Source organism: Streptomyces sp. NPDC002698 (genome assembly GCF_042888945.1).
Lineage (GTDB): Bacteria > Actinomycetota > Actinomycetes > Streptomycetales > Streptomycetaceae > Streptomyces.
Map to the genome: position 1 here is coordinate 74,618 of NZ_JBIAQM010000013.1, position 14,719 is coordinate 89,336.

The window sequence follows — 14,719 nt, forward strand, 5'->3', positions numbered from 1 at the left end:
CCCTTCACGGAACAGAAGAGACAAATCGATGAAACCGCGACACGCCTGAACGAGACGAAGGGAATCGTTCCCGAGGAACTCGCGCCGACCGTCGACGAATTGACCACCGCGCTCGAAGCGGTCAAGGATCCCGGGACGTCGCTGCGGGACCGGCAAGGGGTCATCGAGAGCGTCGAGCATCTGACCATCGCGCTGACGGCCACCGGTGACGACAGCACACCTCCGCGGCTCCAAAAACAGCTGACCGCACTCGTGAAGCAGGTGTCCTCCGCCCTGAAGGTGGGGTACGACTCGCGGGTGCCGCCCGAGACGCGGTCCTCCGCCCTCCTGGTCATGAAGCGCACGACGTCCGCGCTGGACATGATCTGCGACTCCCGGACACCCGCGGAGCTGCGAGAACAGCTGCTGGCGATTACGGGAGGGTTGAGCAGCGCGGTGACGGGGGGCCATCGGACGGCCTCGCTCCGGGCGTTCGAGGAACAGATGGGCGTCGCGCAGGCAGACGCCGCCGCCACCCCGGAGACGTCCCCGGCGAGTACGGCCGCGGCCATGCCTCCGAAGCACCGGTACGCGCTCGTTCAGGTCGTGTACGAGCAGAACGAGAAGCTGCGGGTGTTCAACGATCCCAAGTCGTCGTCCAAGGACCGGGCCGAAGCCGAGAAGGACATGCGGGACCGGTCCGCCCGCATCAGCGACAAGCAGGAGGAGGCGGCCTCGGCCCAGGGCCGGCCGAAGGACCCCCTCGGCAAGGCGGCCGAGACCTGCAGCACCGCCATATTCCAGTCGTCGGCCGGGGACGAACTCCCCGAGGAGCTGAAGGACCTGGTTCCCGGCAGTTGGCGCCCGGAAGGAGTCAAGGACTTCTGGAAGTCCGAGGAGAAGACCGACGTCCTGCTCGACGTCCTCGCCGAGCTGGAGAGCAACGAGAAAGTCAGCGCACCGATCAAGATCGCACCGCTCATCATCGAGCTCGCCAAGGTCGTCCCGAGGGACGACCTGTGGTCCACCATCGGCCAGCGGGCCTCTTACTGCCGGTCGACCGCCGCTTACCTCGACGAGGACTACGGGGTCGCCGTCGGCACCTGGCTCGAGTAACCCGGCGGCAGCAGAACAGGGGGCGGAGCCAGCAGCTCCGCGAGGGAGACCTCGTAACTCATCTGAGCCTTCGCGACCCCGTATCTTCCCAGCTCTCTCCTCTCCTTCCGGCCCAGACCCGTCTCCCCTTTGAAATCGAACGGGGAGATGAACGACTCGGGGTCGCGTTTCGGGGACCAGATCGCCGTCACATAGCGCGGCTTGCGCGTCAGGTTCACAAGGTTGTCGTTGTGCCGCACTCTCCCGTGGTGGATGATCTGCTGAAAACACCCCCCTTCCGGGTCGCAGTAGTATCGCCCGGCATGCGGATCCCATGAATAATGAGGAGTCTTGAATTCCTCCACTCCGAGTTTCCCCCGGTCCTTCCTCATGTACGAGATCATGAGGTCGACGCTCAAGATGTCGTACTTGGCGTCCTTGGGAAGCTGGAACACATGCTTGCGCGTGTACTCCTCCCCGATTTCGAGCCGGTTGCCGGGACCGTAGAAGTGCCCGCTGCTGATCGTGGTGTGCACGAGGTGGTCGACGTGGCGCTCCGCCTCCCCCGAGTCCTCACCCCGCTGCCCCGCGCTCTCCCGCCACTCCCGCATCAGGTCCCTGTCGGCAGGGTTCTTGGAGTACTCACCCCCTCTGCCGGAAACTCTGTAGGCGTCATTGAGGATGTACACCGGAATCCCTCCGGTGTTCTTCATGTAAAGCGTCATCGGGACCTGGAGAAAACCGAGCGAACGATCCACCCGAGACCTCCCGAATTCCGCCTTCAGAGTGAGGTGCATCGGGGCCGCCGCAGGCTGGTACATGGTCGAATACGCCAGGCTGACGCCGGTCAGGAGCGCGGTGACGACCACTCCGGCCGCGAACCTCTTGGGCTGTGGGACCTCCTTCCACGACCTGTTCCGTACAAGAAGGCACAGGGCCCACAGGGACCAGCACCAAAGCGGCATGAACACCAGCGCATAAGGCGTGAACTCCACCTCTTCGAGCCACATGAACAGCAGCAGACTGTCGGTGGCGAGCGCGATGAGCACGCCGAGCAGGACGATCGCCCCGGAGGCGCGGAAGTGCCGTTTCCCCCCGTAGTCGAGTGCCGCGACGGCCGCCGCGCCCTGCACCGCGCCCGACAGGACGAACACGATCCCGTTGAGCCGTTGCGCGAAGGTCAGGGCCCCGAAGGCGTCGGGCCCCCCGACGACCGCGCTGAGGACCATGGACGCGAGCAGCCCGGCCACCATGAGCACGGTGACCCCGTGCCGCCTCCCCGCGCGGTCGGGCCACGTCCCGCTGTCGCCTCCGCGCCAGCAGACGGTTGCCGGATCCTCCAGATCCAGGTCCTCCGGGTGACCGAGGCGCCCGAGGATCCTCCGCAGCCCGGCTTCCGACCAGGCATGGCCCGCCGTCTCTCCGCCCACGACGACCCGCCGCAGCCCACGGCTGTCCGGCGGCTCGACAACGACCCAGGGACGGATGCTCATCATGGGCCCAGACTGGAACCCGCCATGGCCCGGTGCACGCGGAGCTACCCCGTTCGGCTCCCCGGAGCGTCCGGGTGCGGGAGGCGCGTCCGCCCGCTGTCAGCCGACGCACACGTTCTTGTCGGCGTGCGACTGCGGGACATCGGCCGGGGGCTTGGCCGGGCCGGTGACAGGCACTCCGGGGCCCTTGAAGTCACGTCCGAGGGTGAGAGTCATGTCGGTCCCGGCCCCTGAGCCGTCCTTGCCGGGGTGGAGCGCCGAGGCGGACAGACCCATCATCGCGGCGAGGGCCCGGGCCTGGTCGGCCTGGCCGGGAGCGTAGGCCAGGGTCGTACGGTCCTGCTGCCCCTCCGGGGCGTTGCCGCCGTTGGTGGAGTGGGGGACGCCCTTGGTGTTCTGCAGCCACTCCAGGGTGGTCTGCGCCGAGCCCTGGGGGCCGCCGCCGTTGTAGACGGTGACCCGGACCTGCGACGGGTCCGCCTTGGGGCCCTTCAGCTTGGCGTCGGAGGCCGTGGGCTTCTTCTCGACCTCGGTCAGCGAGACGTCGTTCTTGAGCGCCGCGAAGAGCGCGGGCGCCCTGGTCTCGTCGACCACGACGGTCCTGTGGTTCTTCCCCTCGGCCGGGTTGTCGACGACCGGCAGCGTCGTGAAGGTGATGTGCTCGGGATCGACCTGGTTGAGGTCCTTGGCGAGGGCGGTGAGCTTGTCGACACCGCCGATGCCGGTGTCCACCGTGAGCGACTTGGTGGCCGCGTTCGCCAGTTTGAAGAGCTTCCGGGGATCGGTGAGGGTGTCGCCGGACTTCATCTGACGGATCATCGAACTCAGGAACTGCTTCTGCAGGTCGATGCGGTCCAGGTCGCTGCCGTTCTTCAGCGAGTGACGGGTCCTGACGAACTGCAGGGCCTGTTCGCCCTGGACCGTGTGCGGGCCGGCGGGCAGGCGCAGATGGGAGCCCTGACCCCGCTCGTCCGTGTCGTCGATGTCATGGGTGAGGCAGATCGGCACGCCTCCGACAGCCGTGGAGAGGGTCTTCACGGCCTCGAAGTTGACCAGGATGAAGTGGTCGACCGGCAGGCCGGTGAGCGCGGTGACGGTCCGCATGGTGCAGCCCGGGTCGCGGCCCTCCTGCCCGAGGCTCTCGTTGAAGCGCGGGCCGTACGTCGCCTTGGGCGTCCCCTTGATCGTTTCGGTGGAGCCGTCCTTCTGCTTGGTCGGGCAGGCCGGGATGCCGGTGACCATGTCGCGCGGAATGCTCATCGCCGTCGCGTTCGACCGGTCCTTCGCCACATGGAAGAGGATCGTGGTGTCGGCGTGGCCCACGCTGCCGGCGTCCCCGTACTTCCCGCCCAGGCCTATTCGGCTGTCGGTGCCGATGACCAGGATGTTCACCGCGTCGTCGCTGGTCGCGTTCTTGTTGCCCGCGGAGCCGACGTCCACCGTGCTGATGTTGCCGTTGAAGTGCCGGTACAGCAGATAGGCCCCGGCACTGCCCGCCAGCAACACGAAGCCCAGCGTCCCCGCGGTCCACATCAGGACCTTCCGCTTCGTGGACCGCTTGGCTTTCCGGGACCTCGCCGCGCCGCCGCGGCGGGTGCCCCCGCCCGTGCCGCTGCCGCTGCCGCCCTCGTCCGGCTCCGGGACGGACCGCCGCTCCCCCTCGCGGCGCGCGCGACGGCCTCCCTGCGCCGGAACCGTGGCGGCCGGGGCGTCACCGGTGCCCTCCTGCAGCCGGTAGTCACCGGTCTCCGGGTCGAGAACCCACTGGTCCGCAGGGTCGATGTTCCTGCCGCCTCGCGTGTCCACGGTCCTCCATCTGTGCTGTGTCGCCCCTCACGGGCTCCTGCCACCCGGCCCGTGCCGGATCCGCCCCGTGGTAGACCTCGGGACACCCGTTCGGACATTCGAATGCGGCCGATGGTTGCATTCGAGTGACATACAACAGCACTGCTGGACAAGGACCTTGAAGCGGGCTCAGGTGACGGCGGACCGATACGCGGGCCCGGGGACCCGGGTACGGAGCTCCTCGGAGGACTCCCGAGGTACGGCACCCCCGTGGCGATGCCGCCCCTGTTGTCTCGACCGCCCCCGCCAATGTCCCCAGAACCATGGGGGATTCACCGCTGGCAGCGTCCGAACGTCACGACGTAGGTGCCGGCGTCGGGCGACGAGGCGCCGGCCTGGGCCGCCGAGCCGGGCTGGGCCCACGGGCCCATCTCGCGCAGCGACGGCTTGAGGATGATGGCGCGGTGGCCGGGGCTGTTCATCCACCAGTTGACGGCGGCCTGCGGAGTTCCCGATCCGCCCCACCCGGTGTACGCGATCTCGTTGAACTCCCACGAGATGGGATGGGGACAGTATCCGGCCGCCTGGATACGGGTCTGCGGTGTCGAGCCGGTCTGGGGATTGCGGTGCGGGTCCTTGCCCGGTCCCCACCACTTCAGCTGGACGGCCGCGACAGCATGCTGCTGGGCCGCGTTCGTCAGGGCCTGGTTGGTGGTGAGGGAAGGCAGCCCGCGCTGTGTGCGCTGCGCGTTGATCAGGCAGGTCACGGCAGCCCTCGCCTGGGCGGCCGTCGCGGCGGTCGGGGCCCGGTTGGCGGCAACCTGGTCGCAGGTCACGGCCGCCGCGGGCGGGGCCGCCACGACAGGGAAGAGCGTGGCCGACAAAGCTGCAACCGCGGCAGTGCTCAGCAGTTTTCCGGTGCGCGAGATGTGGTTCTGCACGGACATCCACCTCCTGCGAACACGAACGGTCTTCTCATCCAGGCTGCCACCGGCCCTGATCCGTCGCCATCCGGGGCCACGGGCCGGGCACGCCACTCGCGGACGCACTTGCCCTTCTCCCGGGCTCCTGGCGGGTGACTGCCGCGTCCACCCGGTTCGGGGCGGGGGTCCGAAGGACAGCGGAACGAAGGGGCCGCCCTGGAATGTGCAACACCAGGGCGGATTCTTCATGGTGATGGTCCGTCACGGAAACCAACCCCACCCGGAGGGCACGACGGCTTCCGGCAGGCTCAACGGCAACCGACGCCGATGAACGCCGACTTGCCCGGTCGGCGGCATGGCTTGACAGTCACCGCGGAGCATGCCGACCCGCACAGGGTGGACGGCTGACGTCCTGAGCTGGGAGGTCAGCCCTTCCCGCATACCCGAGGGCACTCTCAGGGCACTCAGTCCCCGGTCCCCTCGGTCCTGAACTGGACTCTCTCCGCGATGGTGGCGGCAGGACAGACCCGCCGCCACATGGCCACGGTCTGGTGCCTTTCCTCGGACCTCGTGCCGCACCATCGACCGCGGTAGCCCAGGACGCCCTGGCGAAGCCGCAGCTCCAGCCTCAGCTCGCCCTGGGTGACGGCCGAGGCATCCCGCCATGGCGTGTACACCAGGTCGACCTGGGCCACGTCGTTCGCCGCACGCGTCAGGACGCGGCCTGCGGCCGTCGTCATCCGCAGTTGCTGTCCTCCACCGGTCACCCGCACGTCGACCAGCGACCTGAGGTCACGTACGAGGAGAAAGGCCCAGACCCCGAAGGTGAGCGCCGTACCGCCCAGGGCGACGCGAAAGAGCACTCCGTCGACGCCGCCTCCGGTCGCTGCGAGCAGGAGCGCCAGGGTGGTCGGTCCGGCAGTACCCAGGGTGTTGATCAGCCAGCGACGCCACGGTCGGCCCGCTGACGCCATGTTGGCCCGCCACAGGATGTCATCGGTCTGCATCGGCCCCGTCCCTTGCCGGCGTCGGCGATAGGGCAATCCTACGAACCGCGATGAGGTGTTCGGAAGGGTACGTCGGCATCATGATGTGCCCGAAGGGGCGGCACCCCCGCACAGGGTGCCGCCCCTTCTCGTGGGCCGGAGCCGTCGCCCATCGGTGTTGAGGGTCGGGGACGGGCGGCGGCTCCGGGGTCTTCGCCCGGTGGGTCAGCGGTGGTCGCTGCCCTTCGAGCTGGAGGCCGCGCGGCCCGCTTCCAGGCGGGCGACCGGGATGCGGAACGGGGAGCAGGAGACGTAGTCCAGACCCACCTCGTGGAAGAAGTGGACCGACTCCGGGTCGCCGCCGTGCTCGCCGCAGACGCCGAGCTTCAGGTCGGGGCGCGTCTCGCGGCCGGCCTTCACCGCGGACTTGACCAGGGAGCCGACGCCGTCCTTGTCGATCGTCTCGAACGGGCTGACGCCGAAGATGCCCTTCTCCAGGTACGCCGTGAAGAAGGAGGCCTCCACGTCGTCGCGGCTGAAGCCCCACACCGTCTGGGTGAGGTCGTTCGTGCCGAAGGAGAAGAACTCGGCCGCCTCGGCGATCTGGCCGGCCGTCAGCGCGGCGCGCGGCAGCTCGATCATCGTGCCGATCGCCAGCTTCAGGTGCACGCCGGTGGCCGCCTCGACCTCGGCGATGACCTGGTCGGCCTCCTCGCGGACGATCTCCAGCTCCTGGACGGTGCCGACGAGCGGGATCATGATCTCGGCGCGCGGGTCGCCCTTGGCGTTCTTGCGCTCGGCGGCCGCCTCCGCGATGGCCCGTACCTGCATGGTGAACAGGCCGGGGATGACGAGGCCGAGGCGCACACCGCGCAGGCCCAGCATCGGGTTCTGCTCGTGCAGCCGGTGCACGGCCTGGAGGAGACGGAGGTCGTTCTCGTTGGAGTCCTTGCGGGACTCGGCGAGCGCGACACGCACCGACAGCTCGGTGATGTCCGGCAGGAACTCGTGCAGCGGCGGGTCCAGGAGACGGACCGTGACCGGGAGGCCGTCCATCGCCGAGAACAGCTCGACGAAGTCCTTCTTCTGGAGCGGCAGGAGCGCCTTCAGCGACTCCTCGCGCTCGGTCTCGGTGTCCGCGAGGATCAGGCGCTCGACCAGCTCGCGGCGGTCGCCGAGGAACATGTGCTCGGTGCGGCACAGACCGATGCCCTGGGCGCCGAAGCGGCGGGCGCGCAGCGCGTCCTCGGCGTTGTCGGCGTTGGCGCGCACGCGCAGGCTGCGCTTGCGGTCGGCGAAGGCCATGATCCGGTGGACGGCCTCGACCAGTTCGTCGGCGTCGTCGGCGCCCGCGTGCATCCGGCCCTCGAAGTACTCGACGACCGGGGACGGGACGACGGGGACCTCACCGAGGTACACCTTGCCGCTGGAGCCGTCGATCGAGATGAGGTCGCCCTCCTCGACGACGTGCCCGCCGGGAACGGTCATCCGGCGGCGCTTGGTGTCGACCTCCAGCTCCTCGGCGCCGCAGACACAGGTCTTGCCCATGCCGCGGGCGACGACGGCCGCGTGGGAGGTCTTGCCGCCGCGCGAGGTGAGGATGCCCTCGGCCGCGATCATGCCGTCCAGGTCGTCGGGGTTCGTCTCGCGGCGGACCAGGATGACCTTCTCGCCGGAGCGGGACCACTTCACCGCGGTGTACGAGTCGAAGACGGCCTTGCCGACGGCGGCGCCCGGCGACGCGGCGATGCCGCGGCCGACCTGCGCGACCTTCGCGTCCTCGTCGAAGCGCGGGAACATCAGCTGCGCGAGCTGGGCGCCCGTCACGCGCTGGAGCGCCTCGGCCTCGTCGATCAGCCCCTGGTCCACGAGCTGCGTGGCGATGCGGAAGGCCGCGCCCGCCGTGCGCTTGCCGACCCGGGTCTGGAGCATCCAGAGCTGGCCGCGCTCGATGGTGAACTCGATGTCGCAGAGATCCTTGTAGTGGTTCTCCAGGGTCTCCATGATCTGCATGAGCTGGTCGTACGACTTCTTGTCGATCGACTCCAGCTCGGCGAGCGGGACCGTGTTGCGGATACCGGCGACGACGTCCTCGCCCTGGGCGTTCTGGAGGTAGTCGCCGTAGACGCCCTGGTGGCCGGAGGCGGGGTCGCGGGTGAAGGCGACGCCGGTGCCGGAGTCGGGGCCGAGGTTGCCGAAGACCATCGAACAGATGTTGACGGCCGTGCCGAGGTCGTGCGGGATGCGCTCCTGGCGGCGGTACAGCTTCGCGCGGTCGCCGTTCCACGAGTCGAAGACCGCCTTGATGGCGAGGTCCATCTGCTCGCGCGGGTCCTGCGGGAAGTCCCGGCCGGCCTCGGTCTTGACGATCTTCTTGAACTTGGTGACGAGCTTCTTGAGGTCGGCCGCCTCCAGGTCCGTGTCGACGGTGACCTTCTTGAGGTCCTTCGCCGCCTCCAGGGCCTCCTCGAAGAGCTCGCCGTCCACGCCGAGGACCGTCTTGCCGAACATCTGGATGAGGCGGCGGTAGGAGTCCCACGCGAAGCGGTCGTCGCCGGCCTGCCGGGACAGACCCAGCACGGACTTGTCGGAGAGACCGATGTTCAGGACGGTGTCCATCATGCCGGGCATGGAGAACTTGGCCCCGGAGCGGACGGAGACGAGCAGGGGGTCGTCGGCCTGGCCGAGCTTCTTGCCCATCTTGGCTTCGAGGGCCTCGAGGTGCGCACTCACCTCGTCACGCAGTGCCGCCGGCTCCTCGCCACTGTCGAGGTAGGTCTTGCACGCCTCGGTGGTGATGGTGAAGCCGGGCGGGACGGGGAGACCCAGGTTGGTCATTTCGGCGAGGTTGGCGCCCTTGCCCCCGAGCAGGTCCTTGAGGTCCCTGTTGCCCTCGGTGAAGTCATAAACGAACTTCGCTCCACCAACGCCGCTTTCGGCTACGTGGGGATCTTTGTTTTCCGACACGAGTCTCGACTCCTCGACGTCGCGGTGGCTGCCCTGACGACGGGGAACATACCCAGATCGAAGGCACCTGGGTACGTCCACTTGCGCGTCATGTGCCTGTAACCACTCGTCCGCCACCAGATCCAAAGTCAAGGCTTGGCAAGTCATCGAGTGCCGATGTTTTCACTTCTTGAACGAATCAACGCTCACAGACCGCGTTTTTCGCTCAGGTGAGCAGGCTCGGGCACGTCTGAGTTTAATCGATGAACGATCAGGGGGTGGCACTGAGTGCCACCCCTTAGGGAAGTGCAGTCGCACAAGATCCGCTCATCTGAGCGCGACCCCTATCAAGGGTGGCGAGAATCACGCCACCAGGAGGACTCGAATTTCATCATCCGGACCACGATCCGGGGCGCGACACACGGAGATACGAGCACGGCCCACGGATGTCTCACCCGGATGCCGCACCGCGACGGCCCCACGGGTGACCCCGGCCGCGACGCCCGCGCGAGTGACGCCGGCCGCGGTGCCCGCGCGGGTGACCCCGGAACGGACCACCCCGGAACGCACGGCCCCGCCCGTCACACTCCGAGAGCCGCCAGCCGCTCCTCGGCCCGCTCCGGCGCGTACAGGTGCTCCACGACCAGCGCGCCCGCGCCCACGAGGCCGGCCCGCTCACCGAGCCGGGAGGTCACCACGTCCAGGTGAGCGGTGGAACGGGGCAGCGCCCGCTGGTACAGCAACTCCCGTACGCCCGTGAGGAACGGGGTTCCGGCCAGGTCCCCGGCGATCATCAGCACGCCCGGGTTGAGCAGCGTCACCACGGTGGCCAGGACGTCCCCGACCCGGCGGCCCGCCTCCCGCGCGAGCGCCGTCGCCTCGGGGTGGCCGGCCGCCAGCAGCTCGCGCACGTCCGAGCCGGACGCGGCCGGGACCCCGGACTCCGCGAGCCTGCGCGCCACCGCGCCGCCACTGGCGACGGCGGCCAGACAGCCGTACGAGCCGCACCGGCACAGCGCGTCGGCGCCGACCCGGATGTGCCCGATGTCGCCCGCGCCGCCGTCGACGCCCCGGTAGACGGTGCCGCCGACGACCATGCCGGCGCCGATACCGGTGGAGACCTTGACCAGCGCGAACGCCGAGCAGTCCGGATAACCGGCGCGCTGCTCCCCGTACGCCATGAGGTTGGCGTCGTTGTCCACGAGCACGGGGACGCGGGCGGCGCCGGTGCCCGCGTGTTCGGCGAAGGCGCGGCCCAGCCGGCCCCTTATGTCGTAGCCGTCCCAGCCCGGCATGATCGGCGGCTGGACCACGCGGCCGGTCTCGCTGTCGACGGGGCCCGGCACCGCGAGCCCGATGCCGCAGACGGCGTCGGCCGGCCGGCCGGACTTGCCGACCAGCTCGGCGAACCAGCGTCCGAGCTCACCGAGGACCGCCTCGGGGCCGTCGTCGATCACCAGGGGTCCCGCGTGCTCGGCGAGGATCTCGCCGGTCAGGGTGAGGACGGCGGCCCGGCCGTGCCGGGTGTCGAGGTCGGCGGCCAGGACGACGGCGTGCTCGTCGTCGAACTCCAGGGTGATGGAGGGACGGCCGCCGAGGGGTGAGTCGACGGGGCCGCCGGCCCCCTCGCGGAGCCAGCCCGCGCGGAACAGCCGGTCCAGGCGCTGGCCGACCGTGGCCCGCGACAGACCGGTGGCCCGCTGGAGCGCCCCGCGCGTGGTGGCCCGGCCGCTGCGCACCAGTTCGAGCAGTTCTCCGGCGCTTGCCTGGTTCCCGGTCTTCACGGTCACTCCCCGCCTTTCCGTCATGCGCACCCTCTTGCGTTCCCCAACTCTGCATTACATATTGAGTTTTGCGTGTTAAATAGACGTAACCCTACGGCAGACACTGCCGAACCGGCCGGCCGGACGTCTTCGGGGAGACCTGAGTGGACAGCACAACCCAGCTCACCGCCCTGCACAGGGGCCCCACGGCTCCTGTGAGCACCACCGGGATTCCCCCGCGCGCCTCCGGCCCGCCCTCCCCGCCGCACGCGGCCGGGATCGTCCGGAGCGGAGCACCCGTATACGATCCCGGCGGGCCGTCGGGGTCGCTGCACCTCAGGGCCTCCCGGGTGCTGGACGGCAACTGGACCGGAACGTCCACGGTGCCCTCCCGCGGTCTGTACCCGCACCAGTGGTCCTGGGACTCCGCGTTCATCGCGATCGGCCTGCGCCATCTGTCCCCGCTGCGGGCGCAGACGGAGCTGGAGACCCTGCTCGGCGCGCAGTGGGCCGACGGGCGTGTGCCGCACATCGTGTTCAACCCCTCCGTCCCGCTCGACGCGTACTTCCCGAGCCCCGACTTCTGGCGCTCCTCCACCGCCGGGCGCGCCGCGGGCGCCCCGCGCACGGTACAGACGTCGGGCATCGTGCAGCCACCGGTGCACGCGCTCGCGGTGTGGCTGGTGCACCGGGCGGATCCGGGACTGTCCGGGGCCCGCTCGTTCCTCTCCCGGATGTATCCCCGCCTGGCGGCCTGGCACCGCTATCTCCTGCACCGCCGGGACCTGGGCGGCGGCGGCCTCGCCAGCGTGGTCCATCCCTGGGAGCAGGGCATGGACAACAGCCCCTGCTGGGACGCCCCGCTCAGCCGCGTCACCCCGGCGCCGGCCCGCTCCTTCCGGCGCGCCGACCTCGACCACGGCGCTCCCGAGGACCGGCCGACGGATCTCGACTACGGGCGGTACGTGCGGCTGGCCGCGGACTACCGGGACCGGGGATACACCGACGGCGGCGGCGAGTTCGCCGTCGAGGACCCGCTGTTCAACGCCCTGCTGATCGCCTCGGAACACGCGCTGGCCGAGATCGCGCGGGAACTGGGCGCGACGGGGACGGCCCGGCACGCGCGCGCGGAGCGGCTGACGGCGGCGCTGGTGGAGCGGCTGTGGGACCCGGCGGAGGGCATGTTCTTCTGCCGGGACGAGCGGAGCGGCGCGGGCGGCGGCGACAGGGCCGGCGCGGGCGGCGGAGCCGGCGGGAGGGGCGGGCGCGGGGTGCTGATTCCCGAGCGCAGTGTCGCCGGGCTGCTGCCCCTCATCCTGCCCGCGCTGCCGCGCGACATCGCCGCCGCGCTCGTACGGACCGCGGGCGGACCGCACTTCGGGCTGGGCGAAGCGGCGCGCCTCGTACCCAGCTACGACCTGACCGGCGAGGCGTTCGATCCGCACCGCTACTGGCGGGGGCCCGCCTGGTTCAACACCAACTGGCTGCTGGAGCGCGGGCTGCGGCTGCACGGGGAGCACGGACGGGCGGACGCGCTGCGGACCGCCCTGCTGGACACCGCCGGGGAGTCCGGGTTCGCGGAGTACGTGGACCCCTTCACCGGCGAGGCCTGCGGAGCACTCGGGTTCAGCTGGACGGCGGCACTGACGCTCGATCTGCTGCACGAGTCCTCCGGGGCACCATCGGTCGTGTCCCCGCAGGGGCACGACGCGTTGACCGACACGGCGCCGGGCACCGGCGCCGGCGGTGCGGGACAGCGCGCATTCGATTTCGGGGCGGACGCCAAGGGAGGGGACCGGGGATGACGGACCGGCATCATCTGCTCGTGCACGGTGGAACGTTCGCCGCCGTGGGCGACGGCGGGGACATCAGCGGAGTGCGGGGCGGCAGCTCTCCGGACGGGTTGTTCGTACGGGACGCCCGGCACCTGAGCCGCTGGCAGCTCACCGTGGACGGCGCGGTGCCCGAGGCACTCACGCCGGTCTCGGACGGTGACACGGCACGCTGCGTACTGGTGCCGCGCGGCGGCCGCAACGAGCCGCCCGCCTACACGCTCTTCCGTGAACAGGCCGTCGCCGAGGGCTCGTTCGTGGAGGCGCTGCGCGTCACCAGCAATCGCCCGACGGCCACGACGGTGCGGATCGCGGTCACCGCGGACGCCGACTTCACCGATCAGTTCGAACTGCGTTCCGACCACCGCACGTACGCCAAGACAGGTGTCGTACGTCAGCGCCAGGTCCTGGACGACGGGGTCGAGTTCAGCTACCGGCGCGGGGAGTGGCGGTCCCGGACGACGGTCACCTCCGAGCCCGCGCCGGACGGGGTGGAGGAGACGGGCACGGGCGCGCGTCGCCTCGTATGGACGCTCGACCTCGAACCGCACGGTTCGGCGGAGCTGGCGCTGCGCGTCGCGGCCCGTCCGCACGGCGCCACGCACGAGCCACGGGTTCCCACCTCGCCCGCCGCGGCGGGCGAGCGGCTCCTCGCCCTGGAGGGCGAGTTCGCGCAGGGGGTGCCGTTCCCGACCGGCTGGCCCGAGCTGGCCGCGGCCTGTGCGCGCGGCCTGTCCGATCTGGCCGTCCTCCAGGTGCCGGCGACGGGCCTGGACGGCGAGGAGCTGCGGGTGCCCGCGGCCGGGGTCCCCTGGTTCCTCACCCTGCTGGGCCGTGACGCCCTGCTCACCTCGCTGTTCGCGCTGCCCTACCGGCCTCAGCTCGCCGCCGCCACCCTGCCCGCGCTGGCCGCCACCCAGGCGGTGGAGGTGGGAGCGGGCGCGGTCGCCCAGCCCGGCAAGATCGTGCACGAGGTGCGGCACGGCGAGCTGGCGCACTTCGGGCAGGTGCCGTACGGGCGTTACTACGGTTCGGTGGACGCGACTCCGCTGTTCCTGGTGCTGCTCGGCGCCTACACCGAGCACACCGGCGACACGGCCCTGGCCCGCCGGCTGGAGCCCAACGCCCGTGCGGCGATCGGCTGGATGCTGGACCACGGCGGGCTGACCTCGCGCGGCTATCTCGTCTACCGCGCGGACGGCGGCGGTCTCGCCAACCAGAACTGGAAGGACTCCCCCGGCGCCATCTGTTCGGCCGACGGCAGCCGCCCCACCGGGCCGGTGATGGCGGCGGGCGCGCAGGGATACGCGTACGACGCGCTGCGCCGCACCGCCCAACTGGCCCGCACGGTCTGGGACGACGAGGTCTACGCGGCGCTCCTGGAACAGGCCGCCGCCGACCTGCGCGACCGTTTCCAGCGGGACTTCTGGATGAACGAGCACGCCTTCCCCGCCCTGGCGTTGGACGGCGACGGCCGGCATGTCGACGCGCTCGCCTCGGACGCGGGCCATCTGCTGTGGTCCGGTCTGCTGGACAAGGAGTACGGCGAACTGGTCGGCCGGCGGCTCCTCGAACCGGACTTCTTCTCCGGCTGGGGAGTGCGCACGCTCGCTTCGGGCCAGCCCGCGTACCACCCGTTGTCGTACCACCGCGGTTCCGTCTGGCCGCACGACAACGCCCTGATCACCCTGGGGCTGGCGCGGTACGGACTGCACGACGAGGCCCGTACGGTGGCGCACGGGCTCGTGGACGCGGCCACGGCCGCGGGGCACCGCCTCCCCGAGGTCATCGCGGGCTACGGCAGGGACACCCATGCCGAACCGGTGCCCTACCCGCACGCCTGCGTACGGGAGTCCCGTTCGGCGGCGGCACCGCTGGCCCTGCTGGCGGCGGTCGGCGGGGCGTAGTACCACCGGG

At 70.4% G+C, this 14,719-nt stretch carries 9 protein-coding genes; 3 read left to right on the forward strand and 6 right to left on the reverse strand.

The window, feature by feature from the left end:
- Positions 1 to 99 precede the first annotated feature (99 nt).
- Positions 100 to 1,095 carry a hypothetical protein gene (locus ACFYW9_RS20100; RefSeq protein ID WP_389151861.1) on the forward strand — a complete coding sequence of 332 codons (996 nt, stop codon included), beginning with the start codon at positions 100 to 102 and terminating at the stop codon, positions 1,093 to 1,095.
- Here the strand turns inward: ACFYW9_RS20100 and ACFYW9_RS20105 are convergent.
- The 6 genes from ACFYW9_RS20105 to ACFYW9_RS20130 form a co-directional block, all read right to left on the reverse strand.
- The gene (locus tag ACFYW9_RS20105; protein ID WP_389151864.1) at positions 1,062 to 2,567 is read right to left on the reverse strand and encodes a hypothetical protein; all 1,506 of its coding nucleotides are present in this window, start codon (positions 2,565 to 2,567) and stop codon (positions 1,062 to 1,064) included. The genes ACFYW9_RS20100 and ACFYW9_RS20105 overlap by 34 nt on opposite strands.
- A 99-nt stretch (positions 2,568 to 2,666) precedes the next feature.
- On the reverse strand, positions 2,667 to 4,373 hold the full coding sequence (locus tag ACFYW9_RS20110) for an LCP family protein (protein WP_389151867.1): 1,707 nt from the start codon (positions 4,371 to 4,373) through the stop codon (positions 2,667 to 2,669).
- A gap of 311 nt (positions 4,374 to 4,684) precedes the next feature.
- Positions 4,685 to 5,299, reverse strand: coding sequence for a CAP domain-containing protein (locus ACFYW9_RS20115; protein ID WP_389151870.1), 615 nt, complete (start codon positions 5,297 to 5,299; stop codon positions 4,685 to 4,687).
- 440 nt (positions 5,300 to 5,739) lie between these two features.
- Positions 5,740 to 6,282 (reverse strand): hypothetical protein, encoded by a 543-nt coding sequence (locus tag ACFYW9_RS20120; protein WP_389151874.1) that lies wholly within the window; start codon positions 6,280 to 6,282, stop codon positions 5,740 to 5,742.
- Between the two features lie 204 nt (positions 6,283 to 6,486).
- Positions 6,487 to 9,228 (reverse strand): pyruvate, phosphate dikinase, encoded by a 2,742-nt coding sequence (gene ppdK / locus ACFYW9_RS20125; protein ID WP_389151877.1) that lies wholly within the window; start codon positions 9,226 to 9,228, stop codon positions 6,487 to 6,489.
- Positions 9,229 to 9,788: 560 nt separating this feature from the next.
- Positions 9,789 to 11,015, reverse strand: a complete 1,227-nt coding sequence (locus ACFYW9_RS20130) for an ROK family protein (RefSeq protein WP_389151880.1) — start codon at positions 11,013 to 11,015, stop codon at positions 9,789 to 9,791.
- Between the two features lie 119 nt (positions 11,016 to 11,134).
- On the opposite strand from ACFYW9_RS20130, the gene ACFYW9_RS20135 reads away from it, so the two are divergent.
- Both ACFYW9_RS20135 and ACFYW9_RS20140 read left to right on the forward strand, forming a co-directional pair.
- The gene (locus ACFYW9_RS20135; RefSeq protein ID WP_389151883.1) at positions 11,135 to 12,775 is read left to right on the forward strand and encodes a hypothetical protein; all 1,641 of its coding nucleotides are present in this window, start codon (positions 11,135 to 11,137) and stop codon (positions 12,773 to 12,775) included.
- Positions 12,772 to 14,709 (forward strand): glycogen debranching N-terminal domain-containing protein, encoded by a 1,938-nt coding sequence (locus tag ACFYW9_RS20140; protein WP_389151886.1) that lies wholly within the window; start codon positions 12,772 to 12,774, stop codon positions 14,707 to 14,709. The genes ACFYW9_RS20135 and ACFYW9_RS20140 overlap by 4 nt, the downstream gene beginning before the upstream one ends.
- Positions 14,710 to 14,719: the final 10 nt, after the last annotated feature.

What these genes read in the sequence shown, in the direction of transcription:
- ACFYW9_RS20130 (WP_389151880.1), bottom strand. Translation starts at nt 11,015, where the DNA reads ATGACGGAAAGGCGGGGAGTGACCGTGAAGACCGGGAACCAGGCAAGC.
- ACFYW9_RS20105 (WP_389151864.1), bottom strand. Translation starts at nt 2,567, where the DNA reads ATGAGCATCCGTCCCTGGGTCGTTGTCGAGCCGCCGGACAGCCGTGGG.
- ACFYW9_RS20140 (WP_389151886.1), top strand. Translation starts at nt 12,772, where the DNA reads ATGACGGACCGGCATCATCTGCTCGTGCACGGTGGAACGTTCGCCGCC.
- ACFYW9_RS20115 (WP_389151870.1), bottom strand. Translation starts at nt 5,299, where the DNA reads ATGTCCGTGCAGAACCACATCTCGCGCACCGGAAAACTGCTGAGCACT.
- ACFYW9_RS20120 (WP_389151874.1), bottom strand. Translation starts at nt 6,282, where the DNA reads ATGCAGACCGATGACATCCTGTGGCGGGCCAACATGGCGTCAGCGGGC.